This window comes from Pseudomonas sp. XWY-1, assembly GCF_002953115.1.
Classification (GTDB): domain Bacteria; phylum Pseudomonadota; class Gammaproteobacteria; order Pseudomonadales; family Pseudomonadaceae; genus Aquipseudomonas; species Aquipseudomonas alloputida.
The window spans coordinates 5,141,794-5,162,398 of record NZ_CP026332.1 but is presented as its reverse complement, the minus strand read 5'-3'; the positions used below and the strand labels follow the sequence as shown (position 1 = coordinate 5,162,398).

Here is a 20,605-nt window from a genome sequence, read left to right as displayed (position 1 = left end):
CTTTAGCCCAAAGCAGGCCTGGAGCTGTCACTTGCTGAAAAAAGTTTCACCGCAGCAGTGATTGAATCCCGCGCCTGTACGCCCCATCTTTGACGCTGTCCGATGTCCCGCTACCCCACGAGGTCGCCCATGAACACTGAAGAACAAACCCTGATCGACGGCCTGTTCGGCCGCCTCAAGCAAGCCGAAGACCCAAGCCAGCCGCGTGACGCGCAAGCCCAGGCGTGCATCGAGCAGCACGTGCGTCAGCAACCGGCGGCGCCTTACTACATGGCCCAGGCGATTTTGGTACAGGAGGCCGCGATCAAGCGCCTCGACGAACAGAACAAGCAGCTGCAAGCCGAGCTGCAGCAGGCCCGTGCCCAGGCTCAGGCGGCACAAGCCGCCAGCAGTGCGCCGAGCAATGGCGGGGGTGGTTTCTTGTCCAGCATCTTTGGTTCGGGTGGGCGCAACGCAGCCCCGGCGGTGCAGCCACAGCGTCCTTCGGCGCCCCCTGTAGCGTCCGGTGGTGGCTGGCGCGAGCCGTCGGCACCTGGTTTCGCCCAGCCTCAGGCGCCGCAGCCTGGCTATGGCGCCGCGCCTGCGCGCAGTGGGGCCAGCAGCTTCCTTGGCGGGGCCATGCAGACCGCCGCCGGTGTGGCCGGTGGTGTGCTGCTGGCGCAGGGTATCAGCAGCCTGTTCAACCACAACTCGCAACCGGAAGAAGTGGTCGAGGTCATCAAGGAAGAGCCGGCGCCAGCCAGCGACAGTGGCGGCTGGAACGACCAGGGCGGGCAGCAGCAAGTGGCTGACAACGGTGGCTGGGGCAGTGACCAGGGTGGATACGCCGACGGTGGTTTCGGCAGCGATGACGGCGGGTTCTTCTCGGACGACGATTCTTACGTCTGACAGGTCTGGCATACTGCTGGCATTTCCGGGGTCGCTTTGCGCCCCTTCGCGGGCACGCCCGCTCCCACAGGTGTACGCGCGATACCTGTGGGAGCGGGCGTGCCCGCGAAGGGCTGCGCAGCAGCCCCCCAGCACTCCAGGCCAAAAATGAGGTTCCCAGGTGAAAAAGATCGCGCTGTTCGCCGATGTGCAGAACCTCTACTACACCGTACGCCAGGCCCACGGCTGCCACTTCAACTACACCGCCCTGTGGGCTGATGTCAGCCGCGAAGGCCAGATCGTCGAGGCCGTGGCCTATGCCATCGACCGTGGCGACAGCAAACAGCAGCAGTTCCAGCAGATCTTGCGCAACCTCGGTTTCGATGTGCGCCTCAAACCGTTCATCCAGCGCAGCGATGGCTCGGCCAAAGGCGACTGGGATGTGGGCATTACCCTGGATGTGATCGACGCGGCCAGCCGGGTCGACCAAGTGGTGCTGGCCTCCGGCGACGGTGATTTCGACCTGCTGCTGGAACGGGTAATCCAGCGCCATGGCACCGAAGCGGTGGTGTATGGCGTGCCGGGGCTGACGGCGTTGTCACTGATCCGTGCTGCCACCCGCTACGTGCCCATCGAAGGCGCGCTGTTGCTCAAACACTAAGGTCTTTTCATGGAACGTATCGCTGTCATCGACTTTGAAACCACCGGCATTTCCCCCGGTACCGGCTGCCGTGCCACCGAGGTGGCGGTGGTAATGCTCGAGGGTGGGCGCATTGTCGAGCGCTACCAGAGCCTGATGAACGCTGGCGTGCCGGTGCCGGCCTTCGTCGCGGGGCTGACCGGCATCACCACCGCCATGCTGCGCAGTGCGCCGCCGGTGGAGAAAGTGATGAACGAGGTGGCCGAGTTCGTCGGCGGCACCCCATTGTTGGCGCACAACGCTGCTTTCGACCAGAAGTTCTGGGACTACGAGCTGGGCCGTATTGGCCGCAGCCGCAGCCAGCCCTTCGCGTGTTCCCTGTTGCTGTCACGGCGCCTGCTGCCCGCCGCGCCGAACCACAAGCTGGGCACTTTGACACGCTGGGCTGGGTTGCCGGACACGGGGACTGCGCACCGGGCCATGGCCGATGCCGAAATGGCCGCCAACCTGCTGCAGCATCTGGCGGGTGTGTTGCGCCAGGACCACGGGGTTCAGCAACTGTCGCACGAGCTGCTTTGCCGGCTGCAGAAAACCCCGGCTGCGAAGCTGCGCGAAGCGCTGGCCAAGTACTGCAGGGATTAGCCAGTGAACGTCTGGGGGAGTGTCGCCTACGTCGAATGCACCAGAATTGTGCCGCTCATTTGAACCCGTTCTGTAACGTCCCTTCACCCAGGCAGGCCGTTAAACTGAGGCACCCGTAAACGGATTTCGAGTTTTCCCCATGCCTGCCTCCCGTCGTTTCCCGCTGCTGCTGATTGGCGCCTTCCTGGCCCTGTATCTGGTCTGGGGTTCCACTTACCTGTTCATCCGCATCGGCGTCGAGAGCTGGCCTCCGATGCTCATGGCCGGTGTGCGCTTCCTGATCGCCGGTGGCCTGCTGTACGGCTTCCTGCGTTGGCGCGGCGTGCCGGCACCTACCTGGCCGCAATGGCGGGCGGCAGGAGCGATCGGTTTCTTGTTGCTCAGCTGTGGCAACGGTGGGGTGACCGTGGCCGAGCATGCCGGCGTGGCTTCGGGCGTGGCGGCTTTGGCGGTGGCGACGGTGCCGCTGTTCACTTTGCTGTTCGGCCTGTTGTTCGGGCACCGCAATTCGAAGCTGGAGTGGGCAGGGATAGCCCTTGGGCTGGTGGGCATCGGCCTGCTGAACCTGGGCTCCAACCTGCAGGCAAGCCCGATAGGTGCGGCGCTGATCATCTTCGCGGCGGCGTCCTGGGCGTTCGGCTCGGTGTGGAGCAAGACCTTGCCGCTGCCCCAGGGGCCGATGGCCAGCGCAGCGGAAATGCTGGTCGGGGGTGCGGTGCTGTTGCTGGGCAGTGTGCTATCGGGCGAACGCATGACACAGCTGCCGACCGCCGCTGGCTGGGGGGCGCTGGCCTACCTGGTGTTCTTCGGTTCGATCCTGGCGTTCAGTGCCTACATGTACCTGCTCAAGCACGTGCGCCCGGCAGCGGCCACCAGCTACGCCTATGTCAATCCGGCAGTGGCGGTGCTACTGGGTATCGTCTTTGCCGGTGAGCAGATTGGCGCTGAAGAGTGTGTGGCGATGGCAGTGATCATCGGCGCGGTGGTGCTGATCGGCTTGCCGCAGTGGCGCAAGGCGCCTGAACCTGTGCCACCGTTGAAAGGTGAAATCTGCAAGTAGGCAGGGGCGATGCGGTAAACTTGCCGCCTTCGCTGAACCCCCTGACGGTATTGCCATGAATTTCGCCAAACTCGGCCTGATCGAACCGCTGCTGCGTACGTTGCAGCAACTGGACTACACCACCCCAACCCCGGTGCAGGCCAAAGCCATCCCCGCCGTGCTGGCCGGCCGCGACCTGATGGCCGCAGCCCAGACCGGTACCGGCAAGACCGCAGGCTTTGCCCTGCCTGTGCTGCAGCGCCTGGCGCTGGAGGGCGAGAAGGTGGCCAGCAACTCGATCCGCGCCTTGGTGCTGGTACCCACTCGCGAGCTGGCCGAGCAGGTGCACAACAACGTGCGCGAATACGCCGAGAACCTGCCGCTGAGTACTTACGCGGTGTATGGCGGGGTCAGTATCAACCCACAGATGATGCGCCTGCGCCGGGGTGTCGACCTGCTGGTGGCTACCCCTGGCCGCTTGCTCGACCTGTTCCGGCAGAACGCCGTGAAGTTCAACCAGGTGCAGACCCTGGTGCTGGATGAAGCCGACCGCATGCTTGACCTGGGCTTTGCCGAAGAGCTGCAGTCGGTGTATGCGGCACTGCCGCGCAAGCGCCAGACGCTGCTGTTTTCCGCCACCTTCTCCGATCAGATTCGCATGCTGGCGGGGCTGGCGCTGAATGACCCGCTCAGTATCGAAGTGAGCCCGCGCAACGCCACGGCCACCAGCGTCAAGCAGTGGCTGGTGCCTGTGGACAAGAAGCGCAAGGCCGACCTGTTCTGCCACCTGCTGCGCAAGCAGCGCTGGAAGCAGGTGCTGGTGTTCGCCAAGACCCGCAATGGCGTCGATCAGCTGGTGGAGCGCTTGCTGGCCGAAGGCGTGAATGCCGACGGCATCCACGGTGACCGCCCACAGGCAACCCGCCAGCGTGCGCTGGACAGCTTCAAGGCCCGTGAGGTGCAAGTGCTGGTGGCGACCGATGTGGCGGCCCGTGGCCTGGATATCGATGACTTGCCGCTGGTCGTCAACCTCGACCTGCCGATCGTTGCCGAAGACTACGTGCACCGCATCGGGCGTACCGGGCGGGCGGGCAACAAGGGCGAGGCGATTTCGCTGGTGTGTGCGGATGAAGTGCAACTGCTGGCGGCTATCGAGGTGCTGACCCGGCAGACCCTGCCGCGTCATGAAGAGCCGGATTTCATCCCCGAGCACCGGGTGCCGATGACCGATGCCAGCGGGCAGGTTATCAAGAAACCGAAGAAGCCCAAGAAGCCGAAAGAAAACAGCGCCAAGCGCGGGCTGGGGCGCTGGATGGACAGCAGTGAAGCTGGCAGTGCGGAGCCAGCGGTGAAGGCTGTGCGCAAGGTGCCGAGCTTCAATGGTGGGCCGCGCAAGCGCAAGCCTTGAGGTTTTGGGGCCGCTTTGCGGCCCTTTCGCGACGCAAGGCCGCTCCCACATGGGCTGCACAATCTGGATTGACGCAGTACTTGTGGAAGCCGCCCCGGCAAGCTGTCAGGAAGCCCGCACCCAATCTGCCGCTGCCCGCCCGGCGCGCAAGCCGCTGGCAAAGCACGCCGTGAGCAGATACCCCCCGGTCGGCGCCTCCCAGTCCAGCATCTCGCCGGCACAGAACACCCCCGGCATGCCCTTGACCATCAACCCCTCATCCAGGCCCTCGAAGCGTACTCCGCCGGCGCTGCTGATCGCTTCATCCAGCGGCCGCGTGCGTACCAGGGTGATGGGCAATGCCTTGATGGCCCGAGCCAAAGCATCAACGTCGGCAAAGGTCGCCTGATCGGTCAGTTCGCGCAGCAGTGCGGCCTTGACCCCATCAATCCCCAGCTGGCTGTGCAGGTGCTTGGCCATGGAGCGTGAACCGCGCGGTTTGGCCAATGCCTGGGCAATCTTGTCCACAGGCTTGTCCGGCAGCAGGTCGAGCAACAACACCCCGCGGCCTTCACGGTGGATGGCCTCGCGTACCGGTGCCGACCAGGCATACACCAGGCTGCCTTCCACACCTTGGGCGGTGAGGATGAACTCGCCCTTGCGCGGTGCGCTGCCCGGGACGCTGAGGGCGATGTTCTTCAGCGGTGCGCCCGCGAACTTGTCCTTGAGCAGCGCGCTCCAGCCCTCTACTTCAAAACCGCAGTTGCTCGGCTGCAAAGGCGAGATATCCACAGCCCGTTCTGCCAGCAGCGGTTGCCAGCTGCCGTCAGAACCCAAGCGCGCCCAGCTGGCGCCACCCAGCGCCAGCACCACGACCGAGGCTTTCACCTGCCGTTCGCCCTGTGGATAAGCAATTCGCAAGCTGCCATCGGTGTTCCAGCCCAACCAGCGATGGCGGGTGTGGATAACTACCCCGTTGTCGCGCAGGCGCTTGAGCCAGGCACGCAGCAACGGTGCGGCTTTCATGTCGGTGGGGAACACCCGGCCCGAGGTGCCGACGAAGGTTTCGATGCCCAAACCATGAATCCACTGGCGCAACGCGTCAGCATCGAAGTCGCGTAGCAGTGCCCCGATTTCGCCCTGGCGTTCGGCATAGCGTGCCACGAACGCCGGGTAGGGCTCGGAATGGGTGATGTTCATGCCCCCGACACCCGCCAACAGGAACTTGCGGCCCACTGAAGGCATGGCATCGAACACCTCGACCGCCAGGCCTGCCTTGGCCAGTGCTTCGGCCGCCATCAGGCCGGCGGGGCCGCCACCGATGACGACAGCGGGGGGAGGGGATGCGGGGGTCAGATCGGGCATGGTGGGCAGCAGGCTGTGGAAAAGAGGCGCATTCTACCGCAGCGCTGCCCATGGAAGCACTGGTCAAAAAATAGCCAGTGTTATGCAGGCCTTGCCAGTAAAGGGCTGCAGCGCCTTTCACGCAGGTTATCCACAAGCGGTTCCACAGTCATTGTGAACAACCTATGACACGTGCCGCGCTGTGGTGAAGGATGCCGTGGCGTCTGGCCAAGGCTGTGCGGTCCTTGCTGTAGCCTCCGCCGATCACGCCCATCACCGGGATATCGCGGCCCAGGCAGTGGCGCAGCACGGCTTCGTCACGGGCGGCAACGCCTGCGTCGGTCAACTGCAGGTAGCCCAGGGCGTCGTCCTTGTGCACATCGACACCGGCGTCATACAGCACCAGGTCGGGTTGATAAAGCGGCAGCAGGTAGTTGAGGGCGTCGTCCACCACCTTCAGGTAGGCAGTGTCGCCCATGCCTCGGGGCAGGGGGATGTCCCAGTCGCTTTGTGCCTTGCGGGCGGGGAAGTTCTGCTCGCAGTGCAGCGACACGGTGATGGCCTCGGGCGTGTCGTGCAGGATGCGCGCGGTGCCGTCACCCTGGTGCACGTCGCAGTCGAAGATCAGCACCCGGTGTACCCTGCCTGCTTCCAGCAGGTAGCGGCTGATGACCGCCAGGTCGTTGAAAATGCAGAAGCCGGCGGGGTGGTCGTAATGGGCGTGATGGGTGCCACCGGCGAGGTGACAGGCGATGCCGTGCTGCAACGCCATCTCGGCAGTCAGCAGTGAGCCGCCGACGGCGCGCACGGTACGCCGGGCCAGGGCCTCGCTCCAGGGCAGGCCGAGGCGGCGCTGGTCCTCGCGCGACAGCTCGCCGTTCATGTAGCGCTCAATGTAGCTGCCGTCATGGGCCAGGGCGAGGATGTCGTTGGGGCAGATGTCCGGGCGCAGCAGGGCCTGGTCGGTGGTCAGCCCGCTGCCGACCAGGTGGTCGTGCAGCAGGCTGAATTTAAAGCTATACAGTGATGTGGCTGGCTGCAATGCGACTGCTCTAGGCCATTCCCTGGGCGAGGCTCTCATTCACTTTTGAGATGAAGTCTTGCCACAGCCGCGCCCCCTGAATTTTCAAACGCAACCACTGCCCTTCGTAAGTGGCACTGGCTTCTCTGGGGTGGAAATATAGAACGGGGGCACCGGGCAATCGGCCAGAGTCGGCTAAGTGTGGGTCGGTGCTTAACGCCTCTTGCTTTGGCTTCTGGCTCGCAACTTTCTGAAAACGAAATATAAGCAGGCACTAAAAAGCCGCCCCGAAGGCGGCTATGAGCGTAGGCGTTCTATTGCAGAGGCTATGCTGCTTGCCTGGAGGTCTAGCGCCTCCAGCGTGATCATTACGTTATCGTGGACATTCACGCTCCCACGCTGCCTTATCCACGTACTGACCTCCTCCACCGCTGCTCTCAACGCAATCTGGTTCATATGCAGCCCTTCAAGGGCGTCTGCTATTGCTGCATCCCGGTCTTCCATATGGGGCTCTCGCTATAAGGCGGATACCGCAGCGTAGGGCCTTACAGCGCCTTGTTCCAGTGCCGTTTGACTGTGGCAATGCCAATCTCAAGTTCGGCTGCTACTTCCGCCTGTGTCTTGTCCTGAGCCTTCAGCTTATGCACTGCCTTAGTGGTATCAACGGCCTCGGGGCGCCCCAGCTTCTTACCCTCGGCTTTGGCACGCTTCAGGCCCGACTGCGTACGCTCGATCAACAAGTCCCGTTCAAACTCTGCTACAGCACCGAGCACCTGCATAGTCATCTTCCCTGCTGCACTGGTCAGGTCTACGCCGCCAAGGGCAAGGCAGTGAACACGGATGCCGGTTGCTGCCAGTTGCTCGACCGTCTGCCGTACATCCATAGCGTTGCGTCCAAGGCGATCAAGCTTGGTGACGATCAGTACATCACCTGATTCCATCCGCTCAAGCAGCTTCTGGAAGCCAGGGCGCTCACTGGCAGGCACGCTGCCGGAAATCGTCTCTTCAATTACCCGACTAGCCTGTACATCGAAACCAGCGTTCTTAACGTCCTGTACCTGGTTCTCGGTGAACTGGTTAGACGTGCTTACACGGCAGTAAAGGAAGGTACGAGACATCGGCATCACCAAGGGATCATTTAACGTAGGATCATTGTAATGGTATCATCATTATCCATCAACCCTATTTTGTTGATGCCTAAACGAACCGGATTTTATGGCATCGTTTAACGGTCGTTTAATGATCCCTCTCGCGTTAGGCAATGAGCCGCAGTAACAGCAGAGTGGACGCTATGCCCAGCCCCACTACAGCCACCCCACTAATGACCACGGCAAGGAGTAGGTAGCGATCATTATTCATTACGACCTTCCAAAAATTGCGAACAGGACTAAGGCCAGGCTACCCAGCCTGGGGACAAATGTGTACCCGCATATGGGGCTAGGGCCTGTTCCGCAGGTACATGAAAAGCGCCACTCCATCCACGACTAGCACGGTCGCAATGATGAAGAACAGGAGGCAGTGGTCTATAGGCAGCATTTGCACACTTTTCCTGCTCCCCGATGTGTGAGGCTTCACTCTGACGGAGCAATCTTCGTTCCACTTACGCCGTGTGGTGACATTGGCTTGACCCACCTGTAGCGGAGGCCACGTAAATAGGGGCTTAGGCGGGTATAGCGGTACGCCAGCACCCGGCATTGCCGCCCGAAAGAGAATAGATGGTGGCTAGTTCGCAATAAGTTACCGGGAGATGGCTCAAAGCTGATCCCCCTTAGGCTGCCAGCGGTAACGGCTCTGCTGCTGGTGGGAACTCAAGGTGTGCTGGGTAACCTTTAAAGCCCCACCGGTCGTAGTAGCGGCCTCGATACATTCGCTTGAAGCGAGGTTGTGCCAAGTAGTCTCGACGGCCTCTCTCGATGGCGGCGTGTAGGCAATCAAGTAAGCCAGTACGGGCGGCTTCAACCTGCTCAGTGGTACATAGATCCAGTGCAACCTGTGGCTGCCACACTTGCTCGGCATCTGCGTACAGGGCAGCGATGTAATCAGGCCACGTGCCGAGCTTCTTGAATCGCTGTTCATCAGGTATATGCACCGTTGGCGAAACCGTAGCCACATCCAGCCGCTTCAGTAGGCGGGCACGTAGCAAGCCCCTGGGAATGTCTGCACCTGATAATGCGTGGTAACAATGAACGGTGATGCTCTCGATCAGCAAGCGGTGGTCAGCGTCTACTAGCTGCTTATTAGGCTTGCCCCACGGTTGCTGCCAGTTCAGGTAAGTCAGTGGCTGCCACTTGACACCCTTTTGCGGCAAGAAGCTTCTGTGGCCGCCATCAACTGGACACTCGCCCTGTGCGATGTATATGCCAAGCACCCGTACCAGATCAAGCATAAAGGTGCAGTTATCCCGGTGACGCTGTGATGGTGATGCCGTTGCCATCCGCTCTAGCTCATCTGCATATACGCATAGGGCAGCACGGGTGTGTTTATCAGACTTAAACTTGGTGTACGAATCTTTGCCCCGCTGGTAGGCGTCCATAAGCTCTAGCTGCTCAAGTGGTAGCTGCTCAAGTTGTGTCAGCGTGTAGCGTTCTTCCAGTTCCTGTTCTGATGTGCCTTTCTGCTGCCGGTTATAAATACGCTGGGCAAGGGTGTGTAGCTTATCCAGCTTTAAAGAACGAGACTCAGCTAGATAGCCGGTGAGCGCTTCGCCCAGCAGGCCGCGTACCTTCTTCGCTACCTGTTTGATGGTATCGCCTACGCCTACTTGCCACTTCTTTAGCAGCTTGTGGGCAGGAATGCTCAGCCCCGCATCTGCTGAAATGAACTTGTTACCGGCTTGCTGGTTAAGCAGCGATAGACCGATGAATAGGTTAAGTGGATGCAGCGCCCCCACTGAGCCATCTACACCTTTACGGGCCTGAATATGGCAGCGATGGTATACAGACTTTCGCTCATCCGGGTTGAAGCCATAGCACTTGTAGTAGCGGTTGTGGAACCGCTCTAGCTCGAATAGCGAAGCGGTGGTGTGGCCCATCATGATGCAGACGGTGTTGGCCTTGATGCACTCCCGGATGATCCACTGCCCGAAACTGCTCTTACAGAATCGGGTGAATTGTTCCTCTATACGGGACTGCCGCTTTCCTGCCTTATCGGCGCCTCTGGACTTTGCCTTTCTACAGCTATCTTTGCAGAAGCGTTTACTCTTGTCCGCCTGTTCCCGGCGTCCTGTGTAAGAGGTATTGCAGTTAACGCAGGTGTAGCTGTAGTTACGGGTGCTGCTCTTCTTGGTGTTGCTTGGGGTCATTCGTTCCACTCTCATCTAGGGAATCAAGCCGCATGGCAGCTTCAACAATCAATTGCTCTACCACTCGGGTAGGATTAAGGACGCCTGTGTGTTCCATTAAGCGAAGCAATTTCGCTTGATGCTCAGGCCGGTAAACTGAAATTCGCATGTGGGTTCCTACTGGAATTGTGCAAGGCTGATTGGGCTGAAGCCCTAGTGCCATGCAGGTTTGAGCGATTAAGGCGGACAGAATCTATACTACCTGCCGCCTTCAAGTGCCTACGCAAGAAGAACAGCTAGGCCACCTCGGCAGGCTCCGCGTATGTGCCTTGCCATTGCCATCCACCGATACGAACAGGGCGCTGGCATAGTTGCTTTGACGTTCGCCGCCGGCAACGTGCTGCTGGCGGGCAAAGTGGTCGATGCAGCCGTTGTGAGTCACCAGCACCAGGTTGTGGCCCGCGCGTTTGTGTGCAAGCGCTTCGTCGGCGAACTGGCTGTCGCAGCTTTCGAGCCAGTCCTCGCTGGCCACCGCCTGACCGAGTATGAAATGCGCGGTTTGCCGGGTGCGCAGTTTCGGGCTGCTGAGCAGGTCGGCTTTGTTCAGGCCCAGCTGGTGCAGCCCTTGGCCCACGCGGGCAGCGGCCTGGCTACCGCTCAGGGTGATCCCCGTGGGGTCGTCCAGGCAGGGGCCGGGGGCGCTGTCGCAGCGTTCGGCGTGGCGGATCATCACCATCACCGCACCGTCGGCCCAGTCCTGCAGCAGGCCGCTGTCACTCAGTTGTTGCTCGTTGCCAAGGTCCACGATGTGCGTCCTCGTCACCAGCCAGGTGGTCAACGCCGCCACGACCATGCACAGGCCCAGGGCGGCTCCGACGGCTTTGCGAGTCAGGCGTCGCTTGCGCCGGGCATGAATGGCAGGGTGCCCCAGGGTGTTGCTCGATAGCATGCGTTGCTCCGTTGGCAGTACCGCGGCTGGCGCGGTGGTGGATGGCGGCATCCTGCCAAGTGGCCTGTCGGGGGCCGGTGAAGGGCGTGTGAAAATTGCATTTGGCTAGTGCCGGCTGGGTGAAACCCGCGCCCGCGCCTACGCTGTAAACTGCAACACGGCAAAACCGGAGCAGGCCCGATGACCCCTATTCTTGAACTGGAAAGCGCACGGCTGGTGCTGCGCCAATGGCATGACGACGACCTGCGCGAGTTCGCCGCGCTGTGCGCCGACCCGCAGGTAATGCGTTACTTTCCGGCGCCGTTGACGCGTCTTGAGGCCGCTGCGTTGATCGGCCGGGTGCGTGGGCACTTCAATGAATACGGTTTTGGTTTGTGGGCCCTGGAGCGCAAGGACAGCGGCGTGTTCATCGGCATGACCGGCTTGCTGCACGTGGGCTTTGACGCCGATTTCACCCCCGCCGTAGAGATTGGCTGGCGCCTGGCCCGTCGCCACTGGGGCCTTGGCTTTGCCAGCGAAGCGGCGTGGACCTGCCTGCGTTGTGCTTTTGCCCAATTGCGCCTGGAGGAGGTCGTGTCATTCACTAGCGAATGCAACCTGCCGTCGCAAAAGGTGATGCAAGCCATCGGCATGCAGCAGGACCCACACGGCAGTTTCGAGCACCCCCGCCTGCCCACTGGCCACCCACTGCGCCCGCATGTGTTGTACCGCATTGACCGCGCGCACTGGGAGCGCACCCTGCGCGCCTGAATGCACGGCCATGCCCGGCGCGAATGACAAACGCTGTATCATTTGCCTACTTGGAAGGCGCTTGCCCGTAACACGTTCAGCGCCTGTGAAATCGAGCGCCGCTCGGGCGGCGCATCGCGAGCTAGGCTCGCTCCTACGGAGATCCCCCGATGAGTCATGTGTTGGACGACCTGGTCGACCTGTTGAGCCTCGAATCCATCGAGGAGAACCTGTTCCGTGGACGTAGCCAGGACCTGGGCTTCCGCCAGCTTTACGGTGGGCAGGTGCTGGGCCAGTCGTTGTCGGCTGCCAGTCAGACAGTCGAGGACGCGCGCCATGTGCATTCGTTGCACGGCTACTTCCTGCGCCCGGGCGATGCCAGCCTTCCAGTGGTGTACTCGGTAGACCGCGTGCGCGATGGCGGCAGCTTCAGTACACGGCGGGTGACGGCGATCCAGAAGGGCCAGACCATCTTCACCTGCAGTGCATCGTTCCAGTACGACGAGGAAGGCTTCGAGCACCAGGCGCAGATGCCTGACGTGGTCGGCCCGGAAAACCTGCCTACCGAAGTCGAACTGGCCCGTGCCATGGCCGACCAGTTGCCCGAGCGCATTCGCGACAAGGTGCTGTGCGCCAAGCCGATCGAGATCCGCCCGGTCACCGAGCGCGACCCGTTCAACCCCAAGCCGGGCGACCCGGTGAAGTACGCCTGGTTCCGCGCCGACGGCAACCTGCCTGACGTGCCTGCCCTGCACAAGTACATGCTGGCCTACGCCTCGGACTTCGGCCTGCTGACCACGGCGTTGCTGCCCCATGGCAAATCGGTGTGGCAGCGCGACATGCAGATCGCCAGCCTCGACCATTCGCTGTGGTTTCACGGCAACCTGCGCGCCGACCAGTGGCTACTGTACGCCACCGATAGCCCCTGGGCCGGCAATTCCCGTGGCTTCTGCCGCGGCAGCATTTTCAACCAGGCCGGGCAGCTGGTGGCATCGTCGAGCCAGGAAGGCCTGATTCGCCATCGCAAGGACTGGGCATGAGCCTGGGCGAGGTGCGCAACTGGGTGTTCGACATGGACGGCACCCTGACCGTGGCCGTGCACGACTTCGCCGCCATTCGGGTGGCGCTGGACATCCCGGCCGAACACGACATCCTTACCCACCTGGCGGCCTTGCCGGCGGCAGAAGCGGCGGCCAAGCATGCCTGGTTGCTGGAACACGAAAGGGACCTGGCAACGGCTTCCACGGCGGCCACCGGGGCGGTGGAACTGGTGCGCGAGTTGGCCGAGCGCGGGTGCCGGCTGGGTATTCTGACCCGCAATGCGCGTGAGCTTGCGCATGTAACGCTGGAGGCCATCGGCCTGGCGGACTGCTTCCCGGTGGAACACATTCTCGGGCGTGACGAGGCTGCGCCCAAGCCGAGCCCGGATGGGCTGCTGAAGATTGCCAGCGCCTGGGGCGTGACACCGAGCGAACTGGTGATGGTGGGGGATTACCGCTTTGACCTGGACTGCGGGCGGGCGGCGGGGGCGCGCACGGTGCTGGTGAACCTGCCGGACAATCCCTGGCCGGAACTGGTGGATTGGCATGCGGCGGATTGCCGGGCATTGAAGGTGATGCTGGGCTGATGCTTGTGTTGGCAATACGGGCCTCTTCGCGGGCATGCCCGCTCCCACAGGTATTGCGCAAGTCTCGGGTCCTGTAGTGCCCCTGTGGAAGCGGGCGTGCCCGCGAAAGGGCCGGATCTGTCTATGCTCAACCCCATTCTTTGCTCTGATACGGAGACCCACCCATGAGCAGCAAGGCCATCTACGTACAACCCGGCGGCGGCTACGACAAGGTCGAGGTCGGCACCTGCGAGGCCCAGGCCCCCCAGGCCGGCGAGATTACCGTGCGCCTGCACGCCAGTTCCCTCAACTACCACGATTTCGCCGTGGTCAGCGGCATGTGGGGCCCAAGCGAGCGACGCATCCCCATGGCCGATGGCGCCGGCGAGGTGGTTGCGGTGGGGCCTGGCGTCACTGAGTTCCAGGTCGGCGACAATGTGGTCAGCACCTTCTTCCCCGACTGGCTCGATGGCCAGGCCAATGTCGAGGGCTTCGCCAGGGTGCCCGGCGACGGCATCGATGGCTACGCCCGTGAGCAGGTGACTGCCCGCGCCACCGCCTTCACCCTGGCACCCCAGGGTTTCAGCCATGCCGAGGCTGCCACCCTGACCACCGCCGGCCTTACCGCCTGGCGCGCGCTGATGAGCGATGATCACCTCAAGCCCGGCGACACGGTGCTGGTGCAGGGTACCGGCGGTGTGTCGATTTTCGCCCTGCAGTTCGCCAAGCTGGCGGGCGCGACCGTGATCGCCACCTCGTCCAGCGATGCCAAGCTGGAGCGCCTGAAGGCCTTGGGTGCCGACCACCTGATCAACTACAAGAGCACCCCGGCCTGGGGTGAGAAAGTGCGCGAGCTGACTGGCAACCGTGGTGTCGATCATGTGATTGAAGTGGGCGGCCCGGCCACGCTGGAGCAGTCGATGATTGCCGCGCGCATTGGCGGGCATGTTTCGCTGATCGGCATCCTTACCGGGGTGGCCGGGCAGTTGCCGCTGGTGCAGGCGCTGGTGCGGCAGATTCGGCTGCAAGGGGTGCTGGTTGGCAGCCGAGCGCAGCAGCAGGCGATGGTGCGAGCGATCGATGCCAACGGCCTGCGGCCGGTGGTGGACAAGCATTTCGAACTGGAGCAGATCGTTGAGGCGTTCCGTTACCAGGAGAGCAACCGGCATTTCGGCAAGATCTGCCTGACCTGGTGAAGTGAGGGCAGGGTAGCTGGATGTAACGGCCACCCTGCACGCCAATATACTCGTCTTGCACTGCCTGACAGTCAGTCCGGCAGTAGCCGGTCGCGGCTGTTGGACAGGTGCAGGCATACCGCCGCCCGTGCCGCATCCGGGTCTTGTCGGCGGATGGCATTGAGGATTGCCTCATGCTCCAGGTTGGCCAGGTACGCTTGCCGCGCCAGCTTGGCCCCCGCGCGCTCGGCCAGGGCCATGCGGTTGCGCGGTATCAGGCCGTTACCCAGTTGCAGCAGCATCTCGGTGAAATACAGATTGCCGGTGGCCTCGGCAATCAGCAGGTGAAAGCGCCGGTCGGCTTCGATGCAGCTGTCGCCGGCAGCGGCCAGGTCCTGATAGTCATCCAGCGCCTGGCGCATGCGCGCCAGATGCCCCTCGTCACGACGCAGTGCGGCCAGCGCGGCAGCCTGGCCCTCAAGGCCAATACGCAGTTCCAGCAGATCGCGCACATTCGCCGCGCTCTCCGCCGCAACGCGCAGGCCGGCCTGGGCCTGGCGCTCCATCACGAACGTACCGATCCCGTGGCGCGGCTCCACCAGCCCAGAGGCCTGCAGCTTCGACAAGGCTTCGCGAACCACCGTGCGGCTGACCCCGTGCTCGCGCACCAAGGTGTTTTCCGAAGGCAGTTTGTCGCCTGGTTTGAAGGTGCCCAGCAGAATCTGCTGGGTCAGGCTGGAAACCAGGTCGTGGGCACGGCTATGGCCGCGTTTGCGCGCGTGTTCGGGTTCCATGTGTGATCCGCTTCTTGATTTACTTGTACGACAAGTTAATCGATAGAAATATTTTTTGCCGATTTTTCGCGCATCCAATTCAGCATGTAGTTGAGCTGTTTTTGCACGTTAGGATCAAATTGGCATTATGGCAGCTTGTATTTTGCTGTTTTGCCGACGTTTGTGATCTTGTCGTACAACCTCGCTGCGCATAAGCTCCTCCCCACTGCCATGTCAGACAACCCGACCCGCACAAAAACAATTAGTGGGAGATCCGCAAGTGAACGACACCCTCGCTCCGTCTGCCCGGCATGAAGGCGACGCGTTGGCCAGCGCCGTGGCCAAGGTCAAGCGCCACGTCCTGCCGCTTTTCGTCATCATGTTCATCGTCAACTACCTCGACCGCGTCAACATTGGCTTCGTCCGCCCGCACCTGGAAAGCGACCTGGGCATCAGCGCTGCGGCCTTTGGCTTTGGTGCCGGGCTGTTCTTCATCGGTTATGCGCTGTTCGAAGTCCCTTCGAACATGCTGCTGCAAAAGGTAGGTGCCCGGCTGTGGCTGACCCGTATCATGTTCACCTGGGGGCTGGTGGCCACGGCCATGGCCTTCGTGCAGAACGAAACCCAGTTCTACGTGTTGCGTTTTCTGCTCGGGGTGGCCGAAGCAGGCTTCTTTCCTGGCGTGATCTACTACTTCACCCGCTGGCTGCCGGCGGCAGAGCGCGGCAAGGCGATTGCCATCTTCCTCAGTGGCTCGGCGCTGGCTTCGTTGATTTCCGGGCCGCTGGCCGGGGCGTTGATGCAGATCCAGGGCCTGGGCCTGCATGGTTGGCAGTGGATGCTGTTCATCGAAGGCATGGCCTCAGTGGCGCTGTGCTTCTTCGTGTTCTTCTGGCTCGACTCCAAGCCGCAGGACGCCAAGTGGCTGAGCAAGGTCGAGCAGGACGCGCTGGTCGCCACCATCGACCGCGAGCAGCAAGCGCGTGAGGCCATCGGCGCTGTCAGGCCGTCAGCCTGGAGCCTGCTCAAGGACCGCCAGATCGTGCTGTTCTGCCTGATCTACTTCTGTATCCAGCTGACCATCTACGCTGCGACCTTCTGGCTGCCTAGCATCATCAAGCGTATGGGCGACCTCAGTGACATGCAGGTCGGCTTCTTCAACTCGATCCCTTGGTTGATCTCGATCCTGGCCATGTACGCCTTCGCCGCCGGTTCCGCTCGCTGGAAGTTCCAGCAGGCGTGGGTGGCGGGCGCCCTGCTGGTCGCTGCCACGGGCATGTTCATGTCCACCACGGGTGGGCCGGTGTTCGCCTTCGTCGCCGTGTGCTTCGCCGCGATCGGCTTCAAGTCAGCGTCGTCACTGTTCTGGCCAATCCCCCAGGGCTATCTGGACGCCCGCATCGCTGCGGCGGTGATTGCCCTGATCAACTCGGTCGGCAACCTCGGCGGCTTCGTTGCCCCCACCACCTTCGGCTTGCTGGAGCAGCAGACTGGCTCGATCCAGGGCGGGCTGTACGGCCTGGCGGTGACCTCGGTGCTGGCGGCGATTGCCATCTTCTTCGTACGCATTCGCCCCAAGGGCGTCCCTTCCGATGACCTCAAGGCCCCTTCGGCCCTGGGCCAGACCCACTGATGACTGCGAGACAACCCTCATGAATATGCAGACCCTTCACACCAGCACCCCGGTGGTCACCGACCTGCGCGTGGTCCCCGTGGCCGGCCATGACAGCATGCTGCTCAACCTCAGTGGCGCCCATGGCCCGTACTTCACCCGCAACGTCGTGGTGCTGCGCGACAGCGCCGGCAATACCGGCCTGGGCGAAGTGCCCGGCGGCGAGAAGATTCGCCAGACCCTGGAGGACGCCCGCAGCCTGGTGGTCGGCCAGCCGATCGGCCATTACCAGCGTGTGCTCAATGCCATGCGCCAGACCTTCGCCAACCGCGACTCGGCAGGCCGCGGCCTGCAGACCTTCGACCTGCGCATTACCGTACATGCGGTAACGGCCATCGAGTCGGCGTTGCTCGACCTGCTCGGCCAGCACCTGAATGTGCCGATGGCAGCATTGCTGGGCGAGGGCCAACAACGCGATGCGGTGAAGATGCTCGGCTATCTGTTCTACATCGGCGACCGTCAGCAGACCGACCTGGCCTACCGCAACGAAGCCGACAGCGATGACGACTGGTTCCGCCTGCGCCATGAAAAGGCCCTGACCCCGGAAGCAGTGGTGCGGCTGGCCGAGGCCGCCAAGGCGCGCTATGGCTTCAGCGACTTCAAGCTCAAGGGCGGCGTGCTGCGCGGTGAAGAAGAGATGGAGGCTGTGACAGCGCTGGCCGAACGCTTCCCCGAAGCGCGCATCACGCTCGACCCCAATGGCGCGTGGTCGCTGAAGGAGGCCATCGCCCTGTGCCGTGACAAGCACGATGTGCTGGCCTATGCCGAAGACCCCTGCGGCGCCGAGAACGGTTACTCGGGCCGCGAGGTGATGGCCGAGTTCCGCCGCGCCACCGGGCTGCCTACCGCAACCAACATGATTGCCACCGACTGGCGACAGATGGGCCATGCCATTCAGTTACAGTCGGTGGACATTCCGCTGGCCGACCCTCACTTCTGGACCTTACAGGGTTCGGTACGGGTGGCGCAGATGTGCAACGACTGGGGGCTGACCTGGGGTTCTCATTCCAATAACCACTTCGACATTTCGCTGGCGATGTTCACCCAGGTGGCGGCTGCGGCGCCGGGTGAAATCACGGCGATCGACACCCACTGGATCTGGCAGGATGGCCAGCGCCTGACCCGTGAGCCGCTGCGCATTGTCGACGGGCATGTGCGAGTGCCGGCACGGCCGGGCTTGGGCGTGGAACTGGATGAAGACCAGCTGGCCAAGGCCCATGAGTGCTACCGCAACATGGGGCTGGGTGCGCGCGATGACAGCGTGGCGATGCAGTTCCTGATCCCGGGTTGGAGCTTCGATAACAAACGGCCTTGCCTGGTGCGTTGAGGCTGCGGGCCTCTTCGCGGGCAAGCCCGCTCCTACATCAACCGGTGGTGTCGCTACGCACCCTTGTAGGAGCGGGTTCACCCGCGAATAGGCCAGACCTGCCGGCCAATCCCCCCAGTCATTCACCGCCGCAGCCCCCACCGCATCCACCAATCGGTACCGTCGCCACCTACCCTTGTAGGAGCGGGTTCACCCGCGAATAGGCCAGACCTGCCGGCCAATCCCCCCAGTCATTCACCACCGCCACCGCATCCACCAATCGGTACCGTCGCCACGCACCATCGTAGGAGCGGGTTCACCCGCGAAAGGGCCGGCACAGGCAACACACATTCAAATGAAAAACAAAAGCTCCATTTGGGCCTGTGGCGCGATCGGATATGCCATTCGCGACATCTGGCGTTGATGGAAATGCCCTGTCGTGATCGAACAGTTCCGTGGCGTTCTCGTGTAATTCCCCACAGCCATGCGGGGATTAAATGAACCCCGAACCGCACTGACACCTTGCTCTGTGACGCGTGCCAAATATCAACAACAGCGCGCGAACAACGTGTCGACTTATTGATTTCAAAGGAGATATTTTTCGCCTACGCCTGCCCGTCCTTCCTTGTGTCAGCAAAAAGAGAACAACATCAATGAACACCGTGGGATCTGATGGCAACCTTGCACAAGGTTTCAAGCCACGTCACGTAACGATGCTGTCCATCGCCGGCATCATCGGCGCCGGACTTTTCGTAGGTTCTGGCCATGCCATCGCGGCAGCCGGGCCAGCAACCATAATTTCCTATTTCGTGGCCGGGACCCTGGTGGTACTGGTCATGCGCATGCTCGGCGAAATGGCCGTGGCACACCCCGACACCGGATCGTTTTCCACCTATGCCGACCAGGCCATTGGCCGCTGGGCCGGCTATACCATCGGCTGGTTGTACTGGTGGTTCTGGGTACTGGTCATTCCTATCGAAGCATTGGCCGCCGGGCATGTGCTGAACGCCTGGTTCCCGCAGGTGGACAGCTGGATCTTCGCCCTGGCTTCGGTGTTGCTGCTGGCCGGTACCAACCTGTTCAGCGTGGCCAAGTACGGCGAGTTCGAGTTCTGGTTCGCCATCCTCAAGGTCACCGCCATCCTGGGCTTCATCGGCCTGGGCTTCGCCGCGCTGATGGGCTGGCTGCCCAACCGCGAGGTCAGTGGGTTGAGCGGGTTGATGGCCGAATACGGCGGCTTTGCGCCGAAAGGCTGGTCGGCAGTGGTGGGGGCGTTCATCACCGTGATGTTCAGCTTCATCGGCACCGAGGCGGTGACCATCGCCGCGTCCGAGTCCAGCGACCCGTCGCGCAACATCGCCAAGGCCACTCGCTCGGTGATCTGGCGTATCAGCACCTTCTACATCCTGTCGATCTTCGTGATCATTTCGGTGGTGCCGTGGAACGACCCGCAGCTGGCGGTGGTGGGTTCGTACCAGCGTGCGCTGGAAATCATGAACATCCCCAACGCGGCATTCATGGTCGACCTGGTGGTTCTGGTAGCCGTTACCAGCTGCATGAACTCGTCGATCTACATCGCTTCGCGGATGATGTTTTCGCTGGCCAAGCGCGGTGACGCCCCGGCCTTCCTCAACAAGACCTCCAAGGTCGGTGTACCGCGTGCTGCAGTATTCGGCAGCACCCTGATCGGTGCGGCCATCGCAGTCCTCAACTACTTCGCGCCGAAGGGCGTGTTCGAGTTCCTGCTGGCCAGCTCCGGCGCCATCGCCCTGTTGGTGTACATGGTTATCGCCATCTCCCAGCTGCGCATGCGCCGCCGTCTGGAGCGCGAGAACACCGAACTGAAGTTCCGCATGTGGCTGTTCCCGTACCTGACCTGGGCGGTGATCATCTTCATTGCCGGGGCGCTGGCGGTGATGATGTACACGCCTGAGCATCGGGCGGAAATGAGCTCGACATTGGGCCTGGCGATCGTGATTTCCTTCCTGGGGATCGTGACGTCGAGGGGCCATGCGCAACCGGTGGCAGCGCGATCGATGGGGTGATTCAGTTCACCTGGCTGTAAGGCAAAGGGCACCCGAGGATGGGTGCCCTTTGTTTTTTTGAAACACTTGTCTGGCGGAAGATGCCTACGTGGTCGAATTCCTGGGCCTACCGGGTGGCCATGTCGAAGCG

General features: G+C 62.3%; 17 protein-coding genes and 1 pseudogene. 12 read left to right on the top strand and 6 right to left on the bottom strand.

Annotation, left to right across the window (positions count from 1 at the left end):
* The first annotated feature begins 129 nt into the window (after positions 1–129).
* From PRJ_RS24145 to PRJ_RS24125, 5 genes are all read left to right on the top strand, one after another.
* Positions 130–888, top strand: a complete 759-nt coding sequence (locus PRJ_RS24145) for a DUF2076 domain-containing protein (protein WP_104962605.1) — start codon at positions 130–132, stop codon at positions 886–888.
* A gap of 160 nt (positions 889–1,048) precedes the next feature.
* Positions 1,049–1,528 (top strand): NYN domain-containing protein, encoded by a 480-nt coding sequence (locus PRJ_RS24140; RefSeq protein ID WP_004576858.1) that lies wholly within the window; start codon positions 1,049–1,051, stop codon positions 1,526–1,528.
* A gap of 9 nt (positions 1,529–1,537) precedes the next feature.
* Entirely contained in the window at positions 1,538–2,149 is a 612-nt protein-coding gene (locus tag PRJ_RS24135; protein ID WP_020192908.1) for a PolC-type DNA polymerase III, read from the top strand.
* A gap of 139 nt (positions 2,150–2,288) precedes the next feature.
* Positions 2,289–3,209 (top strand): drug/metabolite exporter YedA, encoded by a 921-nt coding sequence (gene yedA / locus PRJ_RS24130; RefSeq protein ID WP_014592487.1) that lies wholly within the window; start codon positions 2,289–2,291, stop codon positions 3,207–3,209.
* A gap of 55 nt (positions 3,210–3,264) precedes the next feature.
* Positions 3,265–4,596 carry a DEAD/DEAH box helicase gene (locus PRJ_RS24125; protein ID WP_003249817.1) on the top strand — a complete coding sequence of 444 codons (1,332 nt, stop codon included), beginning with the start codon at positions 3,265–3,267 and terminating at the stop codon, positions 4,594–4,596.
* A 105-nt stretch (positions 4,597–4,701) separates the two neighbouring features.
* On the opposite strand, the gene PRJ_RS24120 is transcribed toward PRJ_RS24125, so the two are convergent.
* The 5 genes and pseudogenes from PRJ_RS24120 to PRJ_RS24095 form a co-directional block, all read right to left on the bottom strand.
* Positions 4,702–5,940 carry a TIGR03862 family flavoprotein gene (locus PRJ_RS24120; RefSeq protein WP_104962604.1) on the bottom strand — a complete coding sequence of 413 codons (1,239 nt, stop codon included), beginning with the start codon at positions 5,938–5,940 and terminating at the stop codon, positions 4,702–4,704.
* Positions 5,941–6,088: 148 nt separating this feature from the next.
* Positions 6,089–6,931, bottom strand: a pseudogene (locus tag PRJ_RS24115) (histone deacetylase); the annotation flags it as partial.
* Between the two features lie 554 nt (positions 6,932–7,485).
* Positions 7,486–8,058: a recombinase family protein gene (locus tag PRJ_RS24105; protein ID WP_104962919.1), complete on the bottom strand. Its 573-nt coding sequence runs from the start codon at positions 8,056–8,058 to the stop codon at positions 7,486–7,488.
* Between the two features lie 650 nt (positions 8,059–8,708).
* Complete coding sequence (locus tag PRJ_RS24100) at positions 8,709–10,241, bottom strand: hypothetical protein (protein ID WP_104962602.1); 1,533 nt, start codon at positions 10,239–10,241, stop codon at positions 8,709–8,711.
* Between the two features lie 250 nt (positions 10,242–10,491).
* Positions 10,492–11,169 carry a histidine phosphatase family protein gene (locus tag PRJ_RS24095; RefSeq protein WP_104962601.1) on the bottom strand — a complete coding sequence of 226 codons (678 nt, stop codon included), beginning with the start codon at positions 11,167–11,169 and terminating at the stop codon, positions 10,492–10,494.
* 180 nt (positions 11,170–11,349) lie between these two features.
* On the opposite strand from PRJ_RS24095, the gene PRJ_RS24090 reads away from it, so the two are divergent.
* The 4 genes from PRJ_RS24090 (at position 11,350) to PRJ_RS24070 (ending at position 14,700) form a co-directional block, all read left to right on the top strand.
* The gene (locus tag PRJ_RS24090) at positions 11,350–11,919 is read left to right on the top strand and encodes a GNAT family N-acetyltransferase (RefSeq protein ID WP_104962600.1); all 570 of its coding nucleotides are present in this window, start codon (positions 11,350–11,352) and stop codon (positions 11,917–11,919) included.
* A 149-nt stretch (positions 11,920–12,068) separates the two neighbouring features.
* Positions 12,069–12,938, top strand: coding sequence for an acyl-CoA thioesterase II (gene tesB / locus PRJ_RS24085; protein ID WP_014859384.1), 870 nt, complete (start codon positions 12,069–12,071; stop codon positions 12,936–12,938).
* The gene (locus tag PRJ_RS24080; protein ID WP_021784364.1) at positions 12,935–13,525 is read left to right on the top strand and encodes an HAD family hydrolase; all 591 of its coding nucleotides are present in this window, start codon (positions 12,935–12,937) and stop codon (positions 13,523–13,525) included. Before tesB ends, PRJ_RS24080 begins: the two co-directional genes overlap by 4 nt.
* Before the next feature lie 164 nt (positions 13,526–13,689).
* Positions 13,690–14,700 (top strand): NAD(P)-dependent alcohol dehydrogenase, encoded by a 1,011-nt coding sequence (locus PRJ_RS24070; RefSeq protein ID WP_064491234.1) that lies wholly within the window; start codon positions 13,690–13,692, stop codon positions 14,698–14,700.
* 71 nt (positions 14,701–14,771) lie between these two features.
* Here PRJ_RS24070 and PRJ_RS24065 read toward each other — a convergent pair whose 3' ends face one another.
* A complete protein-coding gene (locus PRJ_RS24065; RefSeq protein ID WP_047603370.1) occupies positions 14,772–15,473 on the bottom strand; it encodes a FadR/GntR family transcriptional regulator in 702 nt (233 codons plus the stop codon).
* 259 nt (positions 15,474–15,732) lie between these two features.
* Between PRJ_RS24065 and PRJ_RS24060 the strand changes: the two genes are divergently transcribed.
* The 3 genes from PRJ_RS24060 (at position 15,733) to PRJ_RS24050 (ending at position 20,475) form a co-directional block, all read left to right on the top strand.
* The gene (locus tag PRJ_RS24060; RefSeq protein ID WP_104962599.1) at positions 15,733–17,085 is read left to right on the top strand and encodes an MFS transporter; all 1,353 of its coding nucleotides are present in this window, start codon (positions 15,733–15,735) and stop codon (positions 17,083–17,085) included.
* Positions 17,086–17,104: 19 nt separating this feature from the next.
* Positions 17,105–18,451, top strand: coding sequence for a glucarate dehydratase (gene gudD, locus PRJ_RS24055; protein WP_020190861.1), 1,347 nt, complete (start codon positions 17,105–17,107; stop codon positions 18,449–18,451).
* Between the two features lie 632 nt (positions 18,452–19,083).
* Positions 19,084–20,475, top strand: coding sequence for an amino acid permease (locus tag PRJ_RS24050; RefSeq protein WP_104962598.1), 1,392 nt, complete (start codon positions 19,084–19,086; stop codon positions 20,473–20,475).
* Positions 20,476–20,605 lie beyond the last annotated feature (130 nt).